22 protein-coding genes are annotated in these 24,403 nt (G+C 63.3%); 4 read left to right on the top strand and 18 right to left on the bottom strand.

Going from position 1 to position 24,403, the window contains the following annotated elements:
- Positions 1 to 33 precede the first annotated feature (33 nt).
- From yjfF to HCR84_RS03515, 9 genes are all read right to left on the bottom strand, one after another.
- A complete protein-coding gene (yjfF, locus tag HCR84_RS03555; RefSeq protein WP_235940926.1) occupies positions 34 to 1,065 on the bottom strand; it encodes a galactofuranose ABC transporter, permease protein YjfF in 1,032 nt (343 codons plus the stop codon).
- On the bottom strand, positions 1,062 to 2,090 hold the full coding sequence (locus HCR84_RS03550; RefSeq protein ID WP_166984455.1) for an ABC transporter permease: 1,029 nt from the start codon (positions 2,088 to 2,090) through the stop codon (positions 1,062 to 1,064). Before HCR84_RS03550 ends, yjfF begins: the two co-directional genes overlap by 4 nt.
- 5 nt (positions 2,091 to 2,095) lie before the next feature.
- Positions 2,096 to 3,637 carry a sugar ABC transporter ATP-binding protein gene (locus HCR84_RS03545; RefSeq protein ID WP_208322175.1) on the bottom strand — a complete coding sequence of 514 codons (1,542 nt, stop codon included), beginning with the start codon at positions 3,635 to 3,637 and terminating at the stop codon, positions 2,096 to 2,098.
- Between the two features lie 64 nt (positions 3,638 to 3,701).
- Positions 3,702 to 4,688: an ABC transporter substrate-binding protein gene (locus HCR84_RS03540; protein WP_166984410.1), complete on the bottom strand. Its 987-nt coding sequence runs from the start codon at positions 4,686 to 4,688 to the stop codon at positions 3,702 to 3,704.
- A gap of 210 nt (positions 4,689 to 4,898) precedes the next feature.
- The gene (locus HCR84_RS03535; RefSeq protein ID WP_166984409.1) at positions 4,899 to 6,188 is read right to left on the bottom strand and encodes a sugar ABC transporter ATP-binding protein; all 1,290 of its coding nucleotides are present in this window, start codon (positions 6,186 to 6,188) and stop codon (positions 4,899 to 4,901) included.
- Positions 6,185 to 7,198 (bottom strand): LacI family DNA-binding transcriptional regulator, encoded by a 1,014-nt coding sequence (locus tag HCR84_RS03530; protein WP_166984408.1) that lies wholly within the window; start codon positions 7,196 to 7,198, stop codon positions 6,185 to 6,187. Before HCR84_RS03530 ends, HCR84_RS03535 begins: the two co-directional genes overlap by 4 nt.
- Before the next feature lie 110 nt (positions 7,199 to 7,308).
- Positions 7,309 to 8,130 carry an ABC transporter ATP-binding protein gene (locus HCR84_RS03525; protein WP_235940925.1) on the bottom strand — a complete coding sequence of 274 codons (822 nt, stop codon included), beginning with the start codon at positions 8,128 to 8,130 and terminating at the stop codon, positions 7,309 to 7,311.
- A gap of 2 nt (positions 8,131 to 8,132) precedes the next feature.
- On the bottom strand, positions 8,133 to 9,161 hold the full coding sequence (locus HCR84_RS03520; protein ID WP_166984407.1) for an ABC transporter substrate-binding protein: 1,029 nt from the start codon (positions 9,159 to 9,161) through the stop codon (positions 8,133 to 8,135).
- Between the two features lie 29 nt (positions 9,162 to 9,190).
- Positions 9,191 to 10,048 carry an ABC transporter permease gene (locus tag HCR84_RS03515; protein ID WP_166984406.1) on the bottom strand — a complete coding sequence of 286 codons (858 nt, stop codon included), beginning with the start codon at positions 10,046 to 10,048 and terminating at the stop codon, positions 9,191 to 9,193.
- 141 nt (positions 10,049 to 10,189) lie between these two features.
- Between HCR84_RS03515 and HCR84_RS03510 the strand changes: the two genes are divergently transcribed.
- Together HCR84_RS03510 and HCR84_RS03505 are read left to right on the top strand one after the other, a co-directional pair.
- Complete coding sequence (locus tag HCR84_RS03510) at positions 10,190 to 10,645, top strand: MarR family winged helix-turn-helix transcriptional regulator (RefSeq protein ID WP_166984405.1); 456 nt, start codon at positions 10,190 to 10,192, stop codon at positions 10,643 to 10,645.
- On the top strand, positions 10,642 to 11,274 hold the full coding sequence (locus HCR84_RS03505) for a hypothetical protein (protein WP_166984404.1): 633 nt from the start codon (positions 10,642 to 10,644) through the stop codon (positions 11,272 to 11,274). Before HCR84_RS03510 ends, HCR84_RS03505 begins: the two co-directional genes overlap by 4 nt.
- Here the strand turns inward: HCR84_RS03505 and HCR84_RS03500 are convergent.
- On the bottom strand, positions 11,250 to 12,653 hold the full coding sequence (locus HCR84_RS03500) for an MFS transporter (protein ID WP_166984403.1): 1,404 nt from the start codon (positions 12,651 to 12,653) through the stop codon (positions 11,250 to 11,252). The genes HCR84_RS03505 and HCR84_RS03500 overlap by 25 nt on opposite strands.
- A 55-nt stretch (positions 12,654 to 12,708) precedes the next feature.
- On the opposite strand from HCR84_RS03500, the gene soxR reads away from it, so the two are divergent.
- Positions 12,709 to 13,182, top strand: a complete 474-nt coding sequence (gene soxR, locus HCR84_RS03495) for a redox-sensitive transcriptional activator SoxR (RefSeq protein WP_166984402.1) — start codon at positions 12,709 to 12,711, stop codon at positions 13,180 to 13,182.
- 99 nt (positions 13,183 to 13,281) lie between these two features.
- Here soxR and HCR84_RS03490 read toward each other — a convergent pair whose 3' ends face one another.
- The 6 genes from HCR84_RS03490 to HCR84_RS03465 all read right to left on the bottom strand — a co-directional run bounded on the left by HCR84_RS03490 (position 13,282) and on the right by HCR84_RS03465 (position 21,262).
- On the bottom strand, positions 13,282 to 14,445 hold the full coding sequence (locus HCR84_RS03490) for a cystathionine gamma-synthase (protein WP_166984401.1): 1,164 nt from the start codon (positions 14,443 to 14,445) through the stop codon (positions 13,282 to 13,284).
- Between the two features lie 48 nt (positions 14,446 to 14,493).
- On the bottom strand, positions 14,494 to 15,864 hold the full coding sequence (locus HCR84_RS03485; protein WP_166984400.1) for a cystathionine beta-synthase: 1,371 nt from the start codon (positions 15,862 to 15,864) through the stop codon (positions 14,494 to 14,496).
- Positions 15,865 to 15,939: 75 nt separating this feature from the next.
- Complete coding sequence (locus tag HCR84_RS03480; RefSeq protein ID WP_218043629.1) at positions 15,940 to 17,814, bottom strand: ABC transporter ATP-binding protein; 1,875 nt, start codon at positions 17,812 to 17,814, stop codon at positions 15,940 to 15,942.
- A 74-nt stretch (positions 17,815 to 17,888) separates the two neighbouring features.
- Entirely contained in the window at positions 17,889 to 18,869 is a 981-nt protein-coding gene (locus HCR84_RS03475) for a carbohydrate ABC transporter permease (RefSeq protein WP_166984398.1), read from the bottom strand.
- A complete protein-coding gene (locus HCR84_RS03470) occupies positions 18,866 to 19,837 on the bottom strand; it encodes a carbohydrate ABC transporter permease (RefSeq protein WP_166984397.1) in 972 nt (323 codons plus the stop codon). Before HCR84_RS03470 ends, HCR84_RS03475 begins: the two co-directional genes overlap by 4 nt.
- 75 nt (positions 19,838 to 19,912) lie before the next feature.
- Positions 19,913 to 21,262, bottom strand: coding sequence for an ABC transporter substrate-binding protein (locus HCR84_RS03465; RefSeq protein ID WP_166984396.1), 1,350 nt, complete (start codon positions 21,260 to 21,262; stop codon positions 19,913 to 19,915).
- A gap of 298 nt (positions 21,263 to 21,560) precedes the next feature.
- Between HCR84_RS03465 and HCR84_RS03460 the strand changes: the two genes are divergently transcribed.
- On the top strand, positions 21,561 to 22,571 hold the full coding sequence (locus HCR84_RS03460; protein ID WP_166984395.1) for a LacI family DNA-binding transcriptional regulator: 1,011 nt from the start codon (positions 21,561 to 21,563) through the stop codon (positions 22,569 to 22,571).
- A gap of 4 nt (positions 22,572 to 22,575) precedes the next feature.
- Here HCR84_RS03460 and HCR84_RS03455 read toward each other — a convergent pair whose 3' ends face one another.
- Both HCR84_RS03455 and HCR84_RS03450 read right to left on the bottom strand, forming a co-directional pair.
- The gene (locus HCR84_RS03455) at positions 22,576 to 23,820 is read right to left on the bottom strand and encodes an MFS transporter (RefSeq protein ID WP_434063550.1); all 1,245 of its coding nucleotides are present in this window, start codon (positions 23,818 to 23,820) and stop codon (positions 22,576 to 22,578) included.
- Between the two features lie 15 nt (positions 23,821 to 23,835).
- On the bottom strand, positions 23,836 to 24,303 hold the full coding sequence (locus tag HCR84_RS03450) for a MarR family winged helix-turn-helix transcriptional regulator (RefSeq protein WP_166984394.1): 468 nt from the start codon (positions 24,301 to 24,303) through the stop codon (positions 23,836 to 23,838).
- Positions 24,304 to 24,403 lie beyond the last annotated feature (100 nt).

Raw genomic sequence — 24,403 nt, 5'->3', positions numbered from 1 at the left:
GAAACGCACAGGCACAGACCACTGATTGCCGAGTCAGGCACGACGCAGCGTGAGAATCTTCTGCAGCACGATGAAGATGAGCAGCAATGCGCCGATGAAGATCTTCGTCCACCACGATGTCAGGCTTCCATCGAACGTGATGAGGGTCTGGATGGTGCCCAGCACGAGCACGCCGAGCACAGAGCCGAGCACAGAGCCGTACCCTCCCGTCAGCAGGGTTCCGCCGATGACGACCGCCGCGATGGCATCGAGCTCTGTTCCGACGGCGGTGAGCGCGTACCCGGACAGCGTGTAGAAGGTGTAGAGCACCCCGGCCAGACCCGAGCAGAACCCCGAGATCGCATACACGAGCACCTTGGTTCGCGCGACGGGCAGGCCCATCAGCTGAGCCGACTGCTCCGAGCCGCCGATCGCGTACACGGTGCGCCCGAATCGCGTGTAGCGCAGCACGATCACGGCGATGATCACGACGACGACGGCGACGATCACACTCGGCGTCACGCTGAGTCCGAGAAACGTCAGTCGCGTCTGCCCCAGCACGGTGAAGAACGGCGCATCGATCGAGATCGACTTGGCGCTGATCACGTAACACAGCCCGCGTGCGAGGAACATCGCCGCGAGCGTCGCGATGAACGGCTGAATGTCGAAGTAGTGCACCATGATCCCGACAAGAAATCCCAGCCCCGTCGTCGCGATGAGGATGATCGGAATGATCACCCCCGCGGGCAGCCCGGATTGCGCAAGCGACGCCGTCATCATCGTCGCGAGAGCGAGCACGGCGCCCACCGAGAGATCGATGCCCGCCGTCAGAATCACAAACGTCATGCCGACAGCGAGCACAACGAGGTGCGCGTTGTCGATGAGAAGGTTGACGACGATCTGCGGGTCGTTGAAACCGCGGTACTGCGACATTCCATAGATGAACATGCCGATGAGAAGCAGCCCCGTCACGATCACCGGCCCGTACTTGGGGTTCGTGAAGGCATCTCGGATGCTGTGAAGCCCCCACCGCGACCGCTCGACGTTCGTCGGCATCGGTGTCTTGCCTTTGCGAGTGAGAGTCATGATGAGGCGACCTCCGCGCTCAGTGCCCGACGTCGGCGCCATGCCGACATGTATTCAGCAGTCTTCGGCGATTGCAGCAGGCACACCGCCGTCACGACGGCTGCCTTGAAGACCATTGTCACGATGGGCGGAATGCCCACCGTGTAGACGGTGGTGACAAGCGTCTGAATGACGAGTGCGCCGACCACGGTTCCCCAGAGCGAGTAGCGGCCGCCCATGAGCGATGTGCCGCCGATCACCACGGCGAGAATCGCGTCGAGCTCAATGAAGAGCCCTGTGTTGTTCGCGTCTGCCGCCGTCTGGCTGCTCGTGAGAATAAGACCCGCAACCGCCGAGCACAGCGCACAGAACACGTAGACCAGAATGAGCAGACCCCGAGCTCGGATGCCGGCCATGCGACTGGCGCGCGGGTTGATTCCCGTTGACTCGATGAACAGCCCGAGGGCGGTGCGTCGCGTGAGCGCCCCGGCAATCGCGACGGTGATGATGGCAGCCACGACGGCGAAGGGGACCCCGAAGATGACGCCGGAGCCGAGATATCGGAACGAGTCGCTCGACACCGTGATGATCTGACCCTTGGTGATCAGCATCGCAATTCCGCGGCCCGCCGTCATCAAGATGAGCGTCGCCACGATCGGCTGAATTCCCAGCACAGCGATGAGCACGCCGTTCCAGACGCCGAGCACGAGCGAGACGGCGACGGCCGTCGCGATAGCGATCACCGTCGTGGCGACGCTGTCGGGGTTGGGCGAGCCGAGGATGATCGCGGCGGCCACCGCTCCCGCGATGGCGCACACGGAGCCGACCGAGAGATCGATTCCCTTCGTGGCGATGACGAGCGTCATGCCGATGGCGATCATCAGAGTCGGAGCGCCGTTGCGCAGAATATCGATGACGCTTCCGTACAGGGCGCCCTCGCGAACCTGGATCGTGAAGAATCCGGGAAAGACGATGACGTCGATGATCGCGAGTGCGACAAGCATCGCCACAGGCCAGAACAGCCGTGACGACGTGATGCGTGCCATGGTCTTCACGAAGCCTCCTCCAGGTTGCCGCCGTCGGCGATCACGGCGAGCACATCGTCCGTCGTCAGGCTGTCATTGTCGAGCACAGCGACAAGTCGCCTGTCGCGCATGATCGCCACCCGATGGCTCAGTCGCAGAACCTCGTCGAGCTCTGCGGAGATGTAGACGACGCCCATTCCGTTCTCGGCGAGGTTGACGACGAGCTTCTGAATCTCGGCCTTCGCCCCCACGTCGATTCCGCGCGTCGGCTCGTCGAGCACGAGCAAGCGGGGTGCGATGGCGAGCCACCGGGCGAGCAGGACCTTCTGCTGGTTTCCGCCCGAGAGAGTTCGCACGAGCGCATCCGGATGTGCCGGGCGAATGCCGAGCGTTGTGATGTAGCTCTCAACGAGCTCGGTGCTCCGTTTGGCCGAAAGCGGTCGAAACCACCCACGATCGGCTTGCAGGGCAAGAATGATGTTGTCGCGAATGCTCAAGTCACCGAGGATGCCTTCAGCACGACGGTCTTCGCTCGCATACACAACACGATCGGCGAGCGCACGGCGCGGAGTGCGGAACTTCACGGGCTTGCCCGCGAAGCGGATTGTTCCGGAATCCGAGCGGTCGATCCCCGTGAGAATTCGTGCGAGCTCGCTGCGGCCCGAGCCGAGAAGACCAGCGAAGCCGACGACCTCGCCTTCAAGAACGCTGATGTCTGCGGGCTGGACCGCGCCGCGCCGCCCGAGCCCCTGTGCCTCGATGATCGCGGGAATGTCGGCGTTCTGGGTGTCGTCTGCGTCGTCAGCCGATCTCTGATCGAGAGCATCGAGAACCGTGATCTCTTTGCCGATCATCTTCTGCACGAGATCGATGCGCAGCAGCTCCTCTGTGCGGTACTCCCCCTCGAAGCGCCCGTTGCGCAGCACCGTGAGCCGGTCAGAGATCTCATAGACCTGGTCGAGAAAGTGCGACACGAACAGAATCGCGACGCCGTCGTCTTTGAGGGAGCGGATGATACGGAAGAGCTCTTTCACCTCGTCGGCATCGAGGCTCGATGTCGGTTCGTCGAGAATGAGCACACGGGCGTTGATGCTCGTCGCTCGTGCGATGGCAACGAGCTGCTGCACCGCGAGCGAGTGCGAGCCGAGGAGCGTGCCGGGGTCGATGCTGATGCCCACGCGGCCGAGCACGTCCCGCGCGCGTGTGCGAACGGCCGACCAGTCGATTCGGCCCGCTGTGCGCGGCTCGCGGCCCAGCACGATGTTCTCGGCGACAGTGAGGTTCGGAAGCAGGTTCACTTCTTGGTAGACTGTCGAGATTCCAGCATCCTGAGCTGCCGCCGTCGAGACGAACGAAACGGGACGGCCCTCGAGGAGCGTCGTTCCCGAGTCTGGGCGATACACGCCCGTGAGCGCCTTGATGAGCGTGGATTTTCCCGCTCCGTTCTCGCCCATGAGCGAGTGCACTTCACCGGGGAACATTCGAAAGCTCACTGAGTCGAGGGCCTTGACTCCGGGGAATGTGATCGAGATGTCGGTCATCTCGACGATGGGGGACGTCATTGTCATCGGGTGTTCTCTCTGTGAGACTGCACGGGCCGGGCCCCGCTGAGCGAGGCCCGGCACTGCGTAATCAGTACTTGCGGTCGGGAAGGGCTTCCTTCGCCTCTTCCTGGGTAAACGTCGTCTCTTCTGTGACGACGCGCTTCTCGACGTCTTCACCCGCGACGACCTTCTTCACGAGGTCGACGAGCTGGTCGCCCAGCAGCGGGTTGCACTCGACGATGAAGTTGATCTTGCCGTCTGCGAGCGCCTGCATACCGTCTTTCACCGCGTCGACGGTGATGATCTTGATGTCTTCACCTGGCACGAGTCCGGCTTCTTCGATCGCCTCGATGGCGCCAAGACCCATGTCGTCATTGTGTGAGTAGATCACATCGACGTCGGGGTTCGACTTGAGAAGTGCCTCTGTCACCTGCTTGCCGCCAGCTCGTGTGAAGTCACCGGTCTGCGACGCGACGACCTCAAACTTCGACTCGTCCTTGATGATCTCGGCGAACCCTTCGGCGCGATCGATCGCTGGAGCCGCACCTGTCGTCCCCTCGAGCTGGATGATCTTCACCGGATCATCGGAGTCCGCGTACTCCTCGACGAGCCATTCGCCCGCCTTGTTTCCCTCTTCGACGAAGTCGCTGCCGAGGAACGTCTCATAGAGAGATTCGTCTTCGGAGTCGACGGCGCGGTCAGTCAGGATGACGGGGATGCCAGCATCCTTCGCCTCCTGAAGAACGGCGTCCCAGCCCGATTCAACAACGGGCGAGAATGCGATCACGTCGACCCCTTGCTGAATGTACGAGCGAATCGCCTTGATCTGGTTCTCCTGCTTCTGCTGAGCGTCAGAGAATTTCAACTCGATGCCCGCGTCTTCGAACGCCCGCTTGACATCTTTGGTGTTCGCCGTTCTCCATCCGCTCTCGGCACCGACCTGAGCGAAGCCGACGATGATGTCCTCCGGCGCTTTGTCCCCGCCCCCGTCGCCGCCCGACGCTCCTGCGGAGCACCCGGTGAGCGCAAGCAGCAGGGCGCCGGTCGCCGCGAGTCCGGTCACTAATTTCTTCACACTAAACCTCCTTGTTCAGCCGCGACCAGCTGGCCGCTCCGGCACCATTGCTGTGGGAATCTGAGTGCCTCTTCCAGATGTTAGCGCTCACAATTGGGAGTTTTCAAGACGCAAAGATCACGAACATGTAACGGCATGGCGCTGAGATGTCGCGCTTTTCAGCGACGGGCGCGCAATTGTGAGCGTTCTAATTCCCGTGTCACCTGGTCGTCAGAGAATGATGCCGCGCCACAGGGCTGCGGAGGTGAGGGTTCCGCGCGTGATCGTCTCTCGAACGCGACCGTGCACGACAATCAGCGCCTCGTCAGCGAGCATCGCGAGGTCGTCTGGGCTCGCCGAGACGACAACGGCTTTGCCCGCTGCCGCAAGGCGGTCGATCATCGCAACCCGTTGAGCCCTGCCGTCGCCCTCGAGTCCGAGCAGAGGCTCAGCAAGCAAGACGACGGTGGCTGAGCCCGCGACGAGAGCCGAGAGCATCCCCTCGAAATCATCGCGCGAAGGAGGTCGGCCGACTCCGACGGTCTGAAGGAGGGATGCCGAAGTCACCGGGCGATATTCGCGCGCCGCATCGATCATTCCGGTGCGCGCGAGGGTTCGCAGCCGCTCCGCCGACACTCGGCTGGGAATGCCGCCGACGAAGCCCACCTCATAGCTCAGGGGGTGCTCTGTCGCAAACACGACACCGCGTTCGATTGCCTTCTCGCGCGACAGACGGCCGACATCGGCTCCTGCCACCGTCACCGAGCCCGACACGATCTCACCGAATCCGCGACCGCTCAGACTCGCCAGCAGCTCGTTCGCCTGAGCGCCGGCGAGTCCTGTGACGCAGCCGGCGCGCGCCTCGAAGGAGATGCCGTCGAACACGACGCGGCCGGGCATGACGGGATGCATCACACGGATGTCGTCGACGGCAAGAAGAATCTCGCCCTGCGGGCGTGGCGGCACCACGCGACACGGGCGGTCGATGCCGAGCGCTGCGCTGATCGCGCCAGCATCCGATGGGTCAAACGGCCCCGATACACGAGCGTCGTGATTGACGAGCACGCCCTCGATGCGTGGTCCGCACGCGTCTAGCGTCGTCACGGCGACTACGAGGGGAATGCTCTCTGCGGCACGCGCCAGGGCCTCGTTCCAGCGAACGCTGTCGTCGAGAGAAAGCTCGTCACCGGAGTCGTCGACGAGCACGGCTGGTGCTCCCTGCGCCTTCGCCTCGGCGACCGCGCGCGCCAGGTGCACACGGCGGCGGTCGACGACGTCACGCTCCCCGAGCGGTGAGCGAATGCTGCCCGTCCACCCCACCGCGTTGAGGAGCTCGGCGGCGCGTGCCTCGAGTTCACGGCGGCGGATGAACCCGAAGCGCGTTGGCTCACGGCCGAGCATCACGTTCTCGGCAGCGCTCTGGTGCGGGCTGGATGCTCCGTCCGGCGTGATGCGGTGACCCTCGAGCGACTCGGGCATTCCGCCGAGCACCGCCTGAAGTCTCGGCCGGTATGCGGTCACGGATGCGCCAGCGGGGCCGTCGACGCGCGAACGACGAGTCGCGGTTCAATCGGCTCGGTGATCGCCTCGCCGACGTTGTCGAGAAGCCGCGAGACGGCGCGGCGCCCCAACTCGGTGAAGTCCTGCCGCACCGTTGTGAGTGGCGGCCAAAAGTGCCGCGCCTCGGGAATGTCGTCGAATCCGACGATGGAGATGTCGCCAGGCACATCGAGCCGTCGCTCGCGGAGCGCGTGAATCAGCCCGAGGGCCATCTGGTCGTTGCCCGAGACGACGGCGGTCGCTGACCCATCGGAGAGAAGCTCGCGCGCTGCCTGATACCCGAAATCCGACGACCAGTCGCCGACGATCGGTTGCGCGGCGACGAGCCCGTGCTCTGCCATCTCGTCGAGGTACCCTCGCGTACGCGCCTGCGCCTCGACCCACTCTTGCGGGCCGGCAAGGTGGGCAATGCGACGATGCCCCAGCTCAATGAGGTGCCGGGTCGCGAGGCGTGCTCCAGCCACCTGGTCGACGGCGATGACGTGGCGGTCAGCGCCGTCGCGCTGATGCACCGAGACGAAGGGCACGTCCAGCTGAAGAAAGCTCATGGCGTCGAGCACGTGAACCTGGGGTGCGACGATCACGATGCCATCGACTGCCTGGTTCATGAGGTGGTCGAGTCCCGCGCGAATGGCTGCGTCGTCTGAGTTCGCGAGATTGACGGTGCTGGCGAAGTAGCCGCGGTCTTTCGCCGCATCCTCGACGCCCTCAATCATGGTTGCCGGTCCGTACTCGGAGCGATGGGAAGCCAGCACGCCGATGGTGTGCGACTTGCTCGTCACGAGCGCGCGCGCCGCGCGGTTGGGGCGATAGTTGAGCTCGGTCATCACCTCGAGCACACGCCGCTTGGTCTCGTCGCGCAAGCTCGGGTGGTCGTTGATCACGCGCGACACCGTCTGATGGCTCACCCCTGCCGCCTTTGCGACGTCGCGCATGTTCGGCAGCCTGCGCCGTTCGTCGCTCGTGGCCATGCTCCCCCTCGGCTGTCGATCTGCGACTCAAATCTAGACGAGGGATGCCGCATGTGACAACGTCACATGCGGCATCCCTCTGTTCTACAACGCCTCGCAGCGATTCTTCGTCAGTCGGCCTTCGCCGTCGATCCCAGCAGCTCACGCACACGGCTGGACACCCGGTGGAACTCGGGGGTCTCAAGCACGCTCGCATAGTCGCGTTCCGGCTCGAGGTCGACCGTGTGCTCTTCGACGATGCGGCCGGGCCGCGGGCTCATCACAACAACACGCGTTGCGAGGTAGACGGCCTCGGCAACGGAGTGCGTCACGAGAAGCACAGTCGTGCCCGTCTCTCGCCAGATGCGGTTCATCTCGACGTTCATCTTCTCGCGGGTCAATGCGTCGAGCGCGCCAAACGGCTCGTCCATGAGCAGCACGTCAGGCTTGTGCAGGAGAGCGCGGCACAGCGAGACGCGCTGTTGCATTCCGCCTGACAGCTCATGCGGGAGTGCCTTCTCGAACCCGGTGAGACCCGTCATCTCGATCAGCTCGTCAGTGCGCTTGTTTGCACTGCGCATGTCCATGCCGCGCATCTCAGCCTGAATCAAGATGTTGCCGCGCACACTTCGCCACTCAAGCAGAGCCGCGCGTTGAAAGACGTACCCGATGTCTTGCCGCGGCTGCTCGACAACGCTTCCCTTGAGCTGAATCGAACCGTGGCTCGGCTTCGTCAGCCCGGCAACCGCCTTGAGCAGCGTTGACTTGCCGCATCCTGACGGGCCGGCGATCGCGATGAATTCGCCCCTCTCAACATGGAGGTCGATACCTTCGAGCGCATTCACCCTCCCCCGCTTCGACGCGAACGTCACCGAAAGATCGTCTATCGCGACGGTCTGCGTTTTCTCTTCGGTTTGCGACATCGGCTTCCTCTCACCCGTCAGAATTGTCATCGTTACTTCTCTGGGGCAAATGACGAGTCGTAATACGTGTCGACATCGCCACCGGACTCAATGAGCCCGGCCTCAGACAGCACCGTGATCGTTGATTCCCAGTCCTCCTCGGTGTTGGCACCTGGCGACTTACCTTCCGTGGCGTCGGTGTGCAGAAGCTTCACCGTCTCGTTCCACTGGTTGAGGAGCACGTCCTGGCTCGGCAGCTGCGGGTCTTTCCCCTCCATGGCGGCAACCGCAGCCTCTGGGTCCGCGGCGGCCGCGTCGAACGCCTCTGATGTTGCAGCGACCATCGCCGAGACGAGATCGGGGTTGTCAGCGATCGTGTCGCCGGGAGCGATGAGCCCGTTGCTGAAGAAGTTCAGGCCGGCATCCGAATACCGGAGATACTTCACCTCTTTGCCGCTCTCTTCTGCAATAGTCGGCCCCTGGTCGTGTGCAAAGCCAATGAGCCCGTCGACTTTGCCCGAGAGCATCGCTGCCATCTTGCCTGCGGCATCGAGGTTCTGCTGCTTGACGTCGCCCTCCGAGAGGCCGACGGCTTCGAGATACGCGGGGAACGTGGTTGTGGGAGCGTCTCCGGCCGAGACCGCGATGGTCTTGCCCTTCAAATCTTTAGGCGAGTCGATTCCAGAATCCGCAAAGACTTGAACAGCCGAGGGAGTCGTCTGAAGGAAGACGCCGACGCTCTTGATCGACACGCCCTTGTCGATGTTCGCAAGAACGGCCGGAGTGTCGGCCCAACCGAAGTCGACCTGCTTCTGGCCAACGGCCTGCGCGGTCTTCGTCGAACCCTGGCCAGCCTTGATCGTGAGATCGATACCGTGCTCTTCGAAGATTCCCTCGTCAACGCCATAGTAGAAAGGCGCGTGCTCACCGTACGGGTACCAGTTGAGCATGAGGGTCACGGAGGTCATTCCCTCGCCGTCTCCCGATGACTGATCCGAGCCGGAAGCACTGCACCCGGTGAGAGCAAGCGCTGATGCGGCGACCGCCGCGAGGGCAGTGAGTACTGTTGATGGCTTCTTCATCGAAACCCCTTCTTCTTGTGGTTGATCTGTCAGAGTCGAACGGTGGATGCGCCGATGTCGCGTTTCGACGAATGCCATGGAATCAAAAAGCGCTCGGCAATCTGGATGATCCCGAAGAGCAGCACACCCATGAGCGACATGATGATGAGCGCGGCGAAGAGCATTGCCGTATCGAGGTTTCCGTTTGCCTGAAGGATCACGTAGCCAAGCCCCTCGTTCGCCCCAACGAATTCGCCGACGACGGCGCCCGTGACCGCGAGAGTCGCAGCGACCTTGAATCCTGACAGAAGCTCTGGCAGCGCGGCGGGAAGCCGCACTTTGACGAAGGTCTTGAACCGCCCTGCGCCCATTGTGGAGGTCAGCTGGAGGACATCAGGATCAACGGAGCGCAAGCCGGAGAGTCCCGAGATCACGACGGGGAAAAACGCCATCAGCACTGCGACAAGGATCTTCGGGCTTGCGCCGAATCCCAGCCACACGACGAAGAGCGGTGCGATCGCGATCTTCGGAACCACCTGGGCGAAGAGGATCACCGGGTAGAGGGTCTTTTCGAGTCCGCCGGAATACACCATGACGACGGCGACCGCGAGACCGACAATCACAGCGATGACGAATCCAACGATCGTCTCGTACGCCGTCACCCATGTGTGCTGGGCCAGGTACGCGGCGTTATCGGCCATCGCTATCCACGTGTCACCAGGAGACGGAATGATGTACGGCTTGACCCAGCCCGCTGCGGTGACGACCCACCACACAATGACGAGTGCAATGACGAACACGATGGGATGCCAGCTTTTCGCCCACCAGATCGCAAGCTTTCCCTGCGATTTCTCCTGCTGCGAGACTGCCATCATCTCCGTTGCCGGGGTCACAGTTTGTGACGACATTGCAGGTACCTCGTTCTCTCCGTCGAGCTGGGGAGGGAAAGCGCATTCCCACCGTCGTGTCGATAGTACGTTGAGCCATTTGCACTGTCAATTCGGCGCCTTATTTAGTGAAGTAGGTTCACTATGTTGTATGCTCACGATATGGCAAGCATCCCGAATACGGTGATCCTCGATCAGGTTCTCGCGCTCACGACGCTCTTCAGCTCCGACATGGCGCGCAGCGACAGCGAGCTCGGGCTGACGCCGTCACGTACGCATTTGCTGTGGATGCTTCAGACCGGCGGACCTCAGACACAGCGCTCCCTCGCAGAGGCGATGGACGTGTCACCGCGCAACGTCACTGGGCTCGTCGATGCCCTTGCCGAGACGGGCTTCGTCACACGCGAAACGCACCCAACGGACCGTCGGGCCGTGCTCGTGACGCTCACGGCTTCCGGCGCACAGACAATGGCCCGCATGCACGCCGATCACGAGCAACTGGCAGACGATCTGCTGCGAGACCTCTCCCCCGAACGTCGCGAACGCTTTGCAGCCGACGTCGCCACCGTCACCGCGACGCTTGCCGAGCTCATTGCCGCGTACGAGGCAGAACGATGACTCGCTTTCTGTACATGGCCTGGCGAGGCATCCGGTTCGCTGTCGTCTATGAACTGCGCATCTACCAGAGTCTGTACTTCTGGACCGCACGCCGCCAGCCGACACGCTCTCCCGGCAGCATCCCCTTCTCGTACGTCAGGTCCGTCGCACCGGCTCTGATCGGGTTCATTGTCGCATCGGCGATCGAGGTTCCTGTTGCCCATCTTCTGCTCGCGCCGTGGCCGCCCGTGCAGATCGGCTTTCTCATTGTCGGCATCTGGGGCCTCGTCTGGATGTTCGGCCTCGGTGCAGCCATGACCGTGTACCCGCACACTCTCGATGACACCGGCATCCACATCAGAAACGGCTTCAGCGCCCGCGTTGACATTCCCTGGAACGCCATTGAGACGGTGGTTCTGGAGCAGCGATCATATGAGAAGGGAAAGCACCTGCAGATTGACGAGGCGGAGGGCGTGAGAGCGCTGTGTCTCACTCACGGAAGCGAGACGACGGCGACGGTGGTGCTGCAAGAGCCGACCGAGATCACCATCGCGAAGCGCACTGAGCTGGTCAGCCAGGTGCGACTGCGACCAGACACCCCTCGGAGCCTCGTGGTCGCCGCTCGTCAGTGGACGTCGCGCGTGAGCTGACCGCGATCAGCACCGGATGCCGTGACACGCGGCGCCGTCGCGGACGCTCCAACGGCGAGAACGACAGCGAGAGCAAATACCGCGGCGAACGCCCACACACCAGAGCCAGCGGCCGCGAACACGATCCCTGTGATTGCGAGCGACAGCGCCCCGCCAAGGGAATCTGCGATAGACATTGCCGAACTGTTGAAGCCCTGGTCACTCGTTGTCGAGTATTCGAGCACCATCACCGACGTGCGCGGGTACACGAGACCCATGCCGGCTCCTGCAAGTGCCCAGCCGACGATGACCACGACGGGCGAGAGATGCAGGGCCGCCGTCAGCCCGACCGTCGCGGTTGAGACCAGAATGAATGCGGCGCCGATGCGCAGGAAGGCCTCACTTGACACACGGTCGCCGAGCCGCCCCTGCACCATCGATGCACCAGACCAGCTGAGGGCCGCGAGCGTCAGCGCGAGGCCGGCGATGCTGGGGGTGAATTCGTACTCGCGTGTCAGCAGGTATGGCACGTAGACCTCTGCGCCGAGGAAGGCCGCGGCCGTGAGCCCCCGAACGGCGAGCACCGAAGGCAAACCGCGCTCAGAGCGCATCACTCCACGCGGCATCAGGCGACACGCGGCGACGAGCGCACCTGCACCGAAGACGACGGCGAGCGGCCACCCGATACCAGGCAGACGACCGAACAGGCCGAGGCCAAGCGCCCCACCGGCGGCGAGCACAGCGAGCACGAGACGCTGAACAGGGAACGGCGCGGCGTCATTCCTCGTGCGTTCGATTGATCGAAGCGACGGAACGACCATCGCAAGCGCGATGGTCACAAGCGCGACGACGCCGAGAAATACCCAGTGCCAGCTGAGCGCCTCAGCAACAACTCCCGCGATGAACGGGCCGATCAGAGAAGGAACGACCCACGCCGCAGCGAACGCGGCAAAAACTTTGGGATGGAGATCTGCCGGAAACACCCGGGCGACCACGACGTACAGGGCAACGGTGACCCCACCTCCGCCAAGACCCTGCAGGAGTCGCCCGGCGACGAAAACCTCCATGGAGGAGGAGACTCCGGCAACCAGGAGTCCGCTGACGAATGCGGCGACAGCAACGTAGAGCGGCGCGACGGGCCCGCGCCTGTCTGCCCAGGTTCCCGCCGCGACCATGCCGATGATGCCCGTCGCGAGCGTGCCGGCGAAGGCGAGCGCGTACAGCGCTTCGCCGTCGAGGTCGACGCTCACGACGGGCATAACTGTCGTGACGGCGAGAGCTTCGAACGCCGAGAAGAACACGAGCGCGACCGTTCCCGTCGTCACCCAGCGATATCTTCTATTCAGGATCCCGGACGCTTCGCGGTTCCCACCGATCGCTCTCTCATTCGCCACATGCATAACCGTAGAACCTCAACTATGGTTGAGGTCAAGCGCGAGAGAAAGGCAACGCTCCATGCCGCAGATTCCCGGAGGTAAGCACCACGATCTGACGATCGGTGAGCTGTCAACACGCAGCGGCGTCACAGCATCCGCCCTGCACTTCTACGAACGCAATGGGCTTATCGGCGCAGAACGAACGGGCGGCAATCAACGCCGCTATCGCCGTGACACCTTGCGACGCGTCGCGTTCATTCGAACGTCGCAGCGGGTCGGCATGTCGCTCGCCGACATCCGGGCCGCCCTCGACTCGCTTCCCGACGGTCGCACACCGACGAAGCGTGATTGGGCGCGACTGTCTGCGGGGTGGCGCGAGCAGCTCGACGAACGCATCGCCGCGCTGCAGCACCTGCGCAACGACCTCGACGGTTGCATCGGCTGCGGATGCCTGAGCCTCAAGAACTGTTCACTGCAGAACCCAGATGACTCTCTCGGCAATGCGGGAACGGGCCCCCGCCGCTGGCTCGACGACGAGCGCCGCGCCCCGTGATCGCGTGCCACGTTTTGCCGCTAAAGCGCAATGAATTTCAGCGCAAAGTGGCACCTGAGTGGCGGGCAAAGGCGGGTGGCGAGGAGCGTCGGCGGCGGGTCAGCGCTTCTTCGCCGCGCGCGACAGAGCGGCGTCGACGTCGGCGAGCAGATCGTCGACGTTCTCAATGCCGACCGAGAGGCGCACCACGTTCTCGGGAACGGCGAGCGCCGTTCCCTTGACCGATGCGTGGGTCATCTCGCTCGGGTAGTTGACGAGCGACTCGACGCCGCCGAGCGACTCCGCGAGGGTGAAGACCGTCAGGCGCTCGGCGAACCGGCGCGCCGCCCTCTCACCGCCGGCGACGCCGATCGACAGCATCCCGCCGAATCGAGACATCTGTTGGGCGGCCAGCGCGTGCCCAGGGTGCGACTCGAGGCCGGGGTAGTACACGCGCTCCACGCCGTCGTGACCCTCGAGAAACTCGGCGATCTTCTGCGCGTTTGCGGAATGCCGCTCCATGCGCACGTCGAGCGTCTTGATGCCGCGCGACGTCAGGTAGGCGTCGAACGGGCTCGAGACGGCGCCGGCCGCGAACTGCATGAACCGCACCTTCGCGTGCAGCTCGCCGTCGCTCAGCACGACGGCTCCCCCGACAACGTCTGAATGGCCGCCGAGGTATTTCGTCGTCGAGTGCACGACGACGTCGGCGCCCAGGGCGAGCGGTTGCTGCAGCGCAGGCGTGGCGAACGTGTTGTCGACGACGACCACGAGACCGGCCGAGTGGCCCAGTTCGGAAAGCTCGGCGATGTCGGTGATCTTCATGAGGGGGTTGGACGGCGTCTCGACCCACAGCACCTTCGACTCGGCCCGAATCGCCGCCTGCACGTCACGCAGGTTGCCGAGGTCGACGACCGTGTGCTCGACGCCCCATGCCTCGAAGATCTTCGCGAGCAGACGGTACGTTCCGCCGTACACATCGTTGCCGATCACCACGTGATCACCCGGCCGAAGGATGCCGCGAAGCAACGCATCTTCGGCAGCGAGCCCAGACGAGAACGAGATGGCGAACGCCGCACCCTCGATTGCCGCCAGCTGCTGTTCGAGAGCCGACCGTGTCGGGTTCGCCGCGCGACCGTACTCGTAGCCGCCTCGCAGATTTCCGACACCGTCTTGAACGTGCGTCGACGTGACGTGGATCGGCGGAATCACGGCACCCGTCGTCGGATCAGCTGACTGACCCGCGTGAATGGCGCGTGTGGAGAATCCCTCTGGCTTCGGCATGGCTTCCTTCCGTGAGACTGCGGCGCCGCCGCAGCATCCGTCGATCGATCAGTTGCTGAAAAACGTGAGCAGGTCGTGTCTCGTGAGCACAGCCGTCGGCTTGCCGTCGTGCGTGACGAGCAGAGCATCGGATGCCGCGAGTCGCTCGCGTGCGACGGCAACGGACTCCCCTCGCCCCACGAGGGGCAGCGAGTCGTCGAGCACGCCCGAGACGGCGTCTTCCGGCGCCGTGTCTCCCGCAGCGAGAGCCGCGACGAGGGCGCTGACGCTCACGGAGCCCGCGACCTCGCCGAGCACGACGGGCGGCTCGGCGCTCAGCACGGGAACCTGTTCGATGCCGCTCGTGCGCAGCGCGGCAATCGCCTCAGCCACGGTTGCCGTCGCGGGCACATGCGGCAGAGCCGGGCGCGCCCCACCCACCGCGTCAAGCACGTCAGCAACAGTGGCGGCGTCGCGCTCGACGTCGTCGAGGAAGCCGTGCGCGGCCATCCAGTCATCGTTGAAGATCTTGCCGAGGTAGCCTCGGCCCCCATCCGGAAGCAGCACGACGACGACGTCATCTGTCGACAGCTCGGCCGCTGCCTTGAGGGCGCTGACAACGGCCATGCCGCTCGATCCACCGACCAGCAGCCCCTCCTCGCGGGCGAGACGACGCGTCATCGCGAACGACTCGGCGTCGCTCACCTCGATCACCTCGTGAACGACGCTCGGGTCATAGGCACCGGGCCAGAAGTCCTCGCCGACGCCCTCGACGAGGTAGGGCTGGCCGGAGCCGCCCGAATACACGGAACCCTGCGGGTCAGACCCGATGATGCGAACGGCGCCGTGCGAGACCTCGCGCAGGTAGCGCCCCGTTCCCGTGATGGTGCCGCCAGTACCGACGCCCGCAACGAAGTGCGTGATCAAGCCCTCCGTGTCGCGCCAGATCTCGGGCCCCGTCGTCTCGTAGTGACTGCGCGGGCCGTTCTGGTTGAAGTACTGGTTCGGTTTGAACGCACCGGGAATCTCGCGTGCGAGACGGTCGGAGACTGAGTAATACGATTCGGGATCGTCCGGCGCAACCGATGTGGGGGTGACGACGATCTCCGCACCGTATGCGGTCAGAACGTTGCGCTTGTCAACGCCGACCTTATCGGGAAGAACGAAGACGCACCGGTAACCGCGCTGCTGGGCGATGAGCGCGAGGCCGACGCCGGTGTTGCCTGACGTCGGCTCGACGATCGTTCCGCCCGGTCTGAGGTCGCCCGCTTCCTCAGCCGCATCGATGATGCGCTCGGCGATGCGGTCTTTGGACGAGCCGCCCGGGTTGAGGTACTCGAGCTTCACGAGAACCGTTGCCGCGATGCCCGCGGTGACGCTGTTGAGCTTGACGAGCGGGGTGTCGCCGATGAGATCGGTGATGGAGGAGGCGTACTTCACAGAGATGTCCGTTTCGTTGTCTGCCGTATCGGGCGTCGGATCGAGCCTAATACGGGTGCGGTGTGCGACGGCGGACTATGACGGATGCTCCGCCGCACTGCGGCCGCCCATCTGCTCGCGGTACATGCGGGCATACACGCCGTCTGCGGCAAGCAGCTGGTCGTGCGTGCCCTGCTCGGCGATCTTTCCCGCCTCGATGACAACGATGCGGTCGGCTCCCACGATCGTCGACAGTCGGTGCGCAATGGCGATCGTTGTACGTCCCTTCGATGCCTCGTCAAGAGCGTGCTGCACCACCCTCTCCGACAGGGAGTCGAGGGCGCTCGTCGCCTCGTCGAGCAGCATCACCGCCGGGTCTTTCAGCAGCACCCTGGCAATCGCGAGTCGCTGCTTCTCACCGCCCGAAAGCCGATAGCCGCGCTCCCCTGCCATCGTCTGATAGCCCTCGGGGAACGCCGAGATCGTGTCGTGAATGTTTGCTGCCCGCGCCGCAGCTTCGAGCTCGGCATCCGTCGCCTCCGGCTTTGCATACCGAAGGTTCTCGGCAATCGTCGCGTGAAACAGGTAGGTCTCCTGACTCACGATGCCGATTCTGTCGATCACCGAACCCTGCGTCAGCTCGCGCACGTCGGCGCCCGCAAAATGAACCGCACCGCTCGAGACGTCGTAGAGCCGCGCTGCAAGATACGAGATCGTCGTCTTGCCTGCTCCCGAGGGGCCAACGAACGCGGCGAACTCGCCCGGCTCGATGGTGAACGACACGTCGTCGAGTGTCGGGCGTGACTGCTCGGGGGCATCCGGATAGCGAAAGCTGACATTTTCGAAGCGCACGCTTCCGACCGGCCCGGGCGCATCGGCGACGTCAATGGCATCGGAACGCTCAACGATTGCCGGTGTGAGGTCGAGGTACTCGAAAATGCGCGCGAACAGCGCGCCGGAGGTCTGCAGGTCAAGCGCCACGCGCATGAGACTCGTCAGAGGGAACAGCAGCCGCGACTGAACAGTCGTGAACGCGACGATCGCTCCCGCCGTGATGTCCCCCGTTCCACCGGTGATCAGCAGGCCAGCGCAGAGGTACACGATGGCGGGAATCGACGACATGAAGATGTTGACGAGGGCGAAGAACCCCTGTCCGCTCATCGCCTGCCGAGCCTGAAGGCCGATCTGCGTGCGATTGGCTTCGCGGTAGCGGTCGATCTCTGACTGCTGTCTGTTGAAGCTCTTCGACAGCAGCACGCCCGAGACGCTCAACGTCTCTTGCGTGATGGCCGTCATGTCAGACAGCGATTCCTGCGCCTGCCCGGCGATGCGCGCACGCACCTGCCCGACGCGGCGCTGCACAAGCACGAGCAGCGGCATCAGCACGATCGCCACAACGGTGAGCTGCCAGCTGATCAGCACCATCGCCACAAACGCCGCAATCACGTTCACCGTGTTGCCGAGCACGCTCGACACCGTGTTGGTCAACGCGTTCGCCACCCCGCCGACATCGTTCTGCAGTCGAGACTGGATGACGCCGGTCTTCGTGTGGGTGAAGAAGCTCAACTCCATCGACTGCAGCCGCCGAAAAAGCATCACCCGCAACTCGCCCATCACGCTGTTGCCCACCGTTGCCGTGAGGTATGCCTGCCACACGCCGAGCGCCGCCGACAGAATGTACAGGCCGATCATGACGGCGACAATCACGCTGAGCACGGGCAGATCGGGCCCGCCATGTGCGGGAAACAGGCCGACGTCGAACGCGCTCTCAACGAGCAGAGGCGGAATCACCGAGATGGCCGCCGTCACCAGCACGACGCCGATGGTGAGCGAGATCGCCAGCCTGTGCGGCCGGAAGAGCTCAAGAATGCGGCGCAGCAGGTGTGGTATCTGCGGCGCGCTGGCGTTCTGTTCTTTCTGCGCCTCGCGATCGGCACGTGCGGCTCCGCCCACAGGCCGCCCGCCGCGCATACTCATGTCCTCACCTTACGCAGGTGAGGACATGAGCGGAGGCCCGCTGTCGACGCTCTCGGCGAACGGTATTCTCAGCCCTTCGTCGACCCGGCAAGCAGGCCACGCACGAAGTATCTCTGCAGGCTGAAGAACACAATGAGCGGCACGATCAGAGAGACGAAGGCGGATGCCGTCAGTCGCTGCCAGTCCTGGCCTCTGGTTCCGGTGAGCTCCGCCAACCTCTGTGTCAGCGGCGCCACATCTTGCGTTCCGCCCGAGAAGATCAGGGCGACGAGCAGATCGTTCCACACCCACAGGAACTGGAAGATCGCGACGGACGCGAGTGCGGGCATCGCCAGCGGAATGACGATCCGGAAGAAGACCTGCGCATGGCTTGCGCCGTCGACGCGGGCCGCTTCGATCACGTCTTTCGGAATCTCAGAGATGAAATTGTGCAGCAGAAAGATCACGAGGGGAAGCCCGAAGATCGTGTGTGCCACCCAGATGGAAAGGTAACTCTGCTCGGGAATCATGGGGACGATGTCGTGGATCACGGCCTGAACCGGCTTGAGCAGCTTCACCGTCAACGTCAGCAGAGGCAGCAGCGCCATCTGCAGCGGCACGATCTGCAGGGCGAATACGAAGATGAACAGCCAGTTCGAGCCTCTGAACCTCACCCACGCGAACACGTACGCGGCCATGGCGCCCAGCACAATCGGGAAGATCGTGCCGGGAATCGCGATGGCAAGCGAGTTGACGAAGTAGGCGCCAAGCTGCGGCGACGAGGCGGATGCTGAGAGCAGCACCTCCTGGTAGTTATCGAGCGTGAAGCCTGGGTTCTGAAAGATCGTCCACCATCCGGTGGACTGCAGGAGCTCCGGCGGACGGAATGACGAGATGAACAGCCCAAATGTCGGGATCGTCCAGATGACAGCGATGAGAAGCGCAATCGCCGAAGCAGGGCGCGAGGTGAGGCGTCTCTTGACTCGTCGGCTCGAACCCTGGTCAAAGCCGGCCTTCTGCCCGCCGTCCTTTGTCGTCACCGCTGCGGTATGTGTCGGTGCCTGGCTCATCGGATCTCCCTCTGCTGCTTCAGCACGCGCACGTTGTAGATCACGATGGGCAGCACCATGATGAACAGCACGAGAGCCAGCGCCGAGCCGCGGCCTGGTTCATTTGCACGGAATGCCTGGGTGTACATCTCGTTTGCAATGACGCTCGACCCGAAGTTGCCCGCCGTCATCGTGCGCACGATGTCGAACACCTTGAGCGTCGCAATGGTGATCGTCGTCACGACAACGACGAGAGAGCCCCGGATGCCGGGGAGCGTGACGTTGCGAAACCGCTGCCACGCGTTCGTGCCATCGAGTTCCGCTGCCTCAAGCTGATCGGTGGGAATTGCTTTGATGGCTGCCGAGAGCACAACCATCGCGAAGCCGGTCTGAATCCAGATCATCACGACGATGAGAAGAAATGTGTTGATCGGGCTGGATTGCAGCCACTGCACGGGTTCTCCGCCGAACCACACGACGATCTGGTTGAGGAGGCCGATCTGTTCCCGCCCGCCCGCCCGGTAGTCGTAGATGAACTTCCAGATGATTCCGGCCCCGACGAACGAGATCGCCATGGGCATGAAGACGAGTGCCTTATAGATCTTTTCGCCGCGCGACTTGTCGATAAAGACGGCGTAGGCGAGCCCCACCGCGGTCGATACCGTCGGTACGAGGATCACCCAGATGATGGTGTTGAGCAGGGTCTGCAGAATCTTGGGCTGCGTGAACATCCACACAATGTTCTCGAGCCCGTTCCAGTCGCCGTTGCGATCGGTGAACGACAGCAGCGTCGTTCGAATTGCCGGATAAATAAGCCCAACGGTGAGCAGGATCATTGCCGGTGCCAGAAAGCCGAGAATCTGCCAGAGGTTGCGCCCGCGTTTGGGCGTCTTGTCGAGCAGGAAAAGAAGTATTCCAATCACTGCAGCGAAGATCGCAAGGCCACCAACAAGCTGGAGGATCTTGCCGATGAGGTCAGCAGTCGTCATCGTGTGACGCCTTTCATCGAGGGGAAGAAGAGCATGGTGGGGCCGCCTGAGCGGCCCCACCTGCAACAGATGAGATCAGCTGCTTGGCCAGCTGGACTCGATAGTGTCGGCAACGTCCTGCGAGCTCTTGCCGTTGAGCCACTCAATGATGCCCGTCCAGAAGGAGGATGCTCCAACCGCACTCGGCATCAGGTCTGAGCCATCGAAGCGGAAGACGGTGTCAGGGTTCTGCAGAATCTTGACGCTGTCCTTCAGAATGTCGCTTCCCGCGTTCTCCGGGTCGAGCCCCGAGTTCGCGCTGATGACGCCACCAAGCGAGACACGCTTGTTCGCCCAGGTGTCACTCGAGAGGTACGCGCGAACGGCTTCAACGGCGTCGCTTTCGGTGAAGGCAACGACGAGCTCGCCACCGCCGGTCACGGCTTGTCCGGCATCGGCAGATGTCGGAGGCATCAGGAACGCGTAGACGTCTCCGTCAGCCGCGACTTTGGTTCCCTCTGGCCAGAATCCCTCGTAGAAGGATGCCTGGTGGTGCAGCGAGCACTCGCCATCGAGAATCGGCAAGCCGGCGTCACCGAATGCCGTTGAGATCACCGTTGACACGTCACCGAGGCCGCCATTGACCATCTCCGGGTCCTTGAGATACTCGGCAGCCGAGTCAAACGCCGTCACGATCGCGGGATCGTTGAAGGGGATTTCGTGAGCGACCCACTGGTCGTACACGTCAGGCCCAGCCTGGCGAAGAACGAAGTCCTCGATCCAGTCGGTGCCCGGCCAGCCGCTTGCCTCGCCCGATTCCATTCCGGCGCACCAGGGCTTGTGGTCGCCCTCAGCGGCGATGGTGTCGCTCAGCTCCTTCAGCTCGTCGAGGGTCGTCGGAATCTCGTAACCCTTGTCCGTGAACTCACTTGGCGAGTACCAGATGTATCCCTTGACGCTCGCCATCAGTGGCGCCGCAAGGAACTCGTCGTTGTAGGTTCCATACGTCTTCCAGTCCGCAGACCAGAATTCGTCGACGTGATCTTCGACGGCCTGCGAAGCGGGCTTGAGGTAGCCACCCTCGGCGAGCGAGTTGAACAGACCCGGCTGAGGAACGATACCGATGTCAGGGGCGTTGCCCGCCTTGGCCTGAACGGTGATCTGCGTCTCGAATTCCTGGGTGCCCTGATAGTTGACCTCGATGCCGGTGCAGGCTGCGAAGTCCTGCCAGGTCTGCGTCATGAGGTCGGCTTCACTGTCGACGATGGTGCCGCTGATGTCGACGGATTCATTCTCGAACGTGCCGTATTCCTCATACGGCGAGCAGTCGATGTCTTCCTTGTCTTGGGCCGCAATGTCTCCCGTACACCCCGTCAGCGCGAGACCGGCGACACCGGCAAACGCTAGCGGGATGAGAATGCGCCTGCTGCGCTGTGTGAACCTCATCGTTGTCCTCCTCATTGAGTGGTGCAGGGGCGGGTGGTGGCACCCGTGGAACGGTCAGGAACCGGTTCCATAAGCCAAGCTACTTGGCTCCCAGCAAACCCACAAGACGTCAAGATCACAAATGGATATCCCCTTGAGAACCGTTCCGTACGCATTGGAAGCGCTCTCACGGCACTCCGCAATTCAGGAATCGGTTCCACAATGGACGAATCTGCGGTACTCTCGCCTCGAGCGAGGGCCACCAACGATCGTCCGCTCACCCACGCGAGTCTTTCTACTGCCGCTTACGGAGGCCATCATGAGTGCTCTCGCCGACGTGGCGAAGCTCGCCGGGGTCTCAAAATCAACGGCGAGCAGAGCGCTCTCCGGCGGCGGCTACGTCTCGGAGCAAACGCGGCGCACGGTCAGTTCGGCTGCCGCAAAGCTCGGGTACGTCGCCTCACCAAACGCCGCGAGCCTCGTCACGGGCCGCACAAAGACGATTGGCGTGATGATCCCGTTCATCTCACGGTGGTTCTTCGGCGAGGTGCTCGAGGGCATCGAGTCCGAGCTGCGCTCACACGGCTACGACATGACGCTCTATAACGTTCACCCCAACGAACGCAGCGATGATGTCTTCGACTACTTCCTCGCGCGAAAGCGCTTTGACGGCATCATCGCTGTCGCCGTCGAGCCTGACGACGCCGACATCACGCACCTGCACGCCCTCGGCCGTCCCGTGGTCGGAATCGGCGGACACGTCCCGGGCATCGCGTCCATCGCGATTGACGATGTCGGCATCGCCCGCCTGGCGACAGAGCATCTGATCAGCCTCGGCCACACGAACATCGTGCACCTCGGCGGAGATGCGGGGCCGCGCACCGACTTCTCGGTTCCACGCACGCGGCGTCTCGGTTATGAACAGGCGATGGCCGCCGCTGCGCTCTCCACCGCCGGGCGCATCAGCGATGCGGAGATGAGCATCCCCGATGGCTACGAAGCCGCCGTCGATGTGCTGACCGATGCTCGGAATCGGCCAACCGCAATCTTCGCGGCGTGCGACGAGCTCGCGATCGGCGCCATTATCGCGGCGAGGCGGCTCGGAATCGATGTTCCCGGGCAGCTGAGCGTGATCGGCATCGACGGGCACGAATGCGCGGCGATGTTCTCACTCACGACGTTCGAGCAGTCCCCGCGCGAGCAGGGAACCCTCGTCGTCGACACGCTTCTTCGATCGATCGAAGCGAACGAGAACCCGCCAGAAGGCGTCACCTTTCACCCGACACGGCTCAAGGTGCGCAATTCAACGAGCGCAGCGCCCGGCCGCTGAGCGATCAGGATGCGTCTCCTGCGGCGATCGCGGTCGCTTCGTCGAGCTCGCTTCCGATCGACGTATTCACCCTGCGCAGCACTCTGTGTCCGATCAGGATGACGAGGAATGAGATGAACGCAGCACCCGCCGCAACGAAGTACGGTATCGATGCACCAAAGGAATCGGCAAGCATCGTCGCGGCCGTCGGAGCGATTGCACCGCCGACGAAGCGCACTCCGGAGTAGGCGGACGATGCCACCGAGCGGGGAAGATCTGTGGATTCCATGACCGACTCGGTGAGCACGGTGTTCAGCACACCGAGCACGAGTCCGCCGAAGACGATGCACGCGATGAGTCCCGGCACGCTGTCAATGACGATGCCGGCGGCAACGAGCGTCAGTGCCAACAGTGCGAGGGCGATGCGCAGCACCGTCGTTCTCCGCAGTCGCGCGGTCAGGAACGGCGCGAGGAAGACGCTTGTCAGAGCGAGACCGACGCCCCAGCCGAAGAACGTCAATCCGAGGCCCATTGCCGGAAGCCCGAGCGGAAACGGTGAGTAGGCCAGCAGAACGAAGAACGCCATGTTGTAGAACAGCGCCGCAACGGCGAGAATACCAAGTGCCGGTCGCGCGAGCGCTGTGAACGGCGCCGAAACGGGAATCGGTTCGACACGCGCATTCGCGCCGGAATCCGCCTTCAGCAGAGTGACGATCGCGATAAATCCGATAGCCATCAGCACTGCTGTGCCGAAGAACGGCCCGCGCCAGCTGATGTGGCCGAGAAGACCGCCAAGCAGCGGGCCGACGGCGATGCCGAGCCCCAAAGCAGCCTCGTACAGAATGATCGCCGCACTGGAGCCGCCCGCGGCTGATCCGACAATCGTCGCCAGTGCCGTCGAGATGAAGAGCGCATTGCCGAGGCCCCAGCCCGCCCGGAAGCCGATGACCGCCTCGACGTTGTTCGAGAGCGCGGCGAACAAGGCGAACGCCACAATCAGCACGAGTCCGAACATCAGTGTTCGCTTCGCACCGAGTCGACTTGAGAGCCAGCTCGTGAAGAACATCGCGAGCCCCGTCACCGCAAGATAGCTGGTGAAGAGCATTTCCGTCTCTGTCGGCGTTGCCTGAAGGTCCGCGGCGATGCTGGGAAGAATCGGATCGACGAGGCCAATGCCCATGAACGCGATGACCGCGGCGAATGCCACGGCCCAGACGGATTTGGGCTGCTTGAGAATGTCGCGCATTCCGCCGTCAGAGGCTGATTTCACGGGAAGTGATCTCCTTTATCTTGGGGCTGTGCCGCGATCGACCGATGTGCGTTCGTTGACGATCTCGAGCGTGCGCTCGATCACTCTGGCGTCTTCGCTGCTGAGATCGGCGAAGTAGGGAGCAAGGGAGCGCGCGAGCGCCGTGCGCCACTCTCCAAGTGCACTGATACCGCTCTCCGTCACATCAAGCACCTGGGCTCGGGCATCGTCGGGGTCGGCAACGCGAGTGACCCAGTCCAGCTCGACGAGGTGCTGAACGATCTTGGTCATTGTCGGCTGCGTCACACGCGACTGCCGAGCAAGCTCGCCGAGCCGCGTCGGGCCGAGAGAACGAAGAGCGGAAACCGTACGCCACACTGCCGGGTTCTGCGGATCAACCAAAGCCTGCGCGGCGAGTCGCGTCAGCCGATGCGCCGACGAGACGAGTTCACCGATCAGTACTTCTGTCTCGCGCTCATCTGCTGCGCGCGAGTGTCCGGTCATATCTGCCATTATATATATAGCCTATCTATGTAGCAAAGCGAGAGACGGGTGGGTTAACAGCAGAAGGCCCCGCCCCCGCAGGTGGGGCAGAGCCTTCTGG

The sequence above is a fragment of the Paramicrobacterium fandaimingii genome (genome assembly GCF_011751745.2).
In the GTDB taxonomy this organism is placed as follows: domain Bacteria; phylum Actinomycetota; class Actinomycetes; order Actinomycetales; family Microbacteriaceae; genus Paramicrobacterium; species Paramicrobacterium fandaimingii.
The sequence above is the reverse complement of the archived record's forward strand: the minus strand, read 5'-3'. Positions and strand labels throughout refer to the sequence as shown.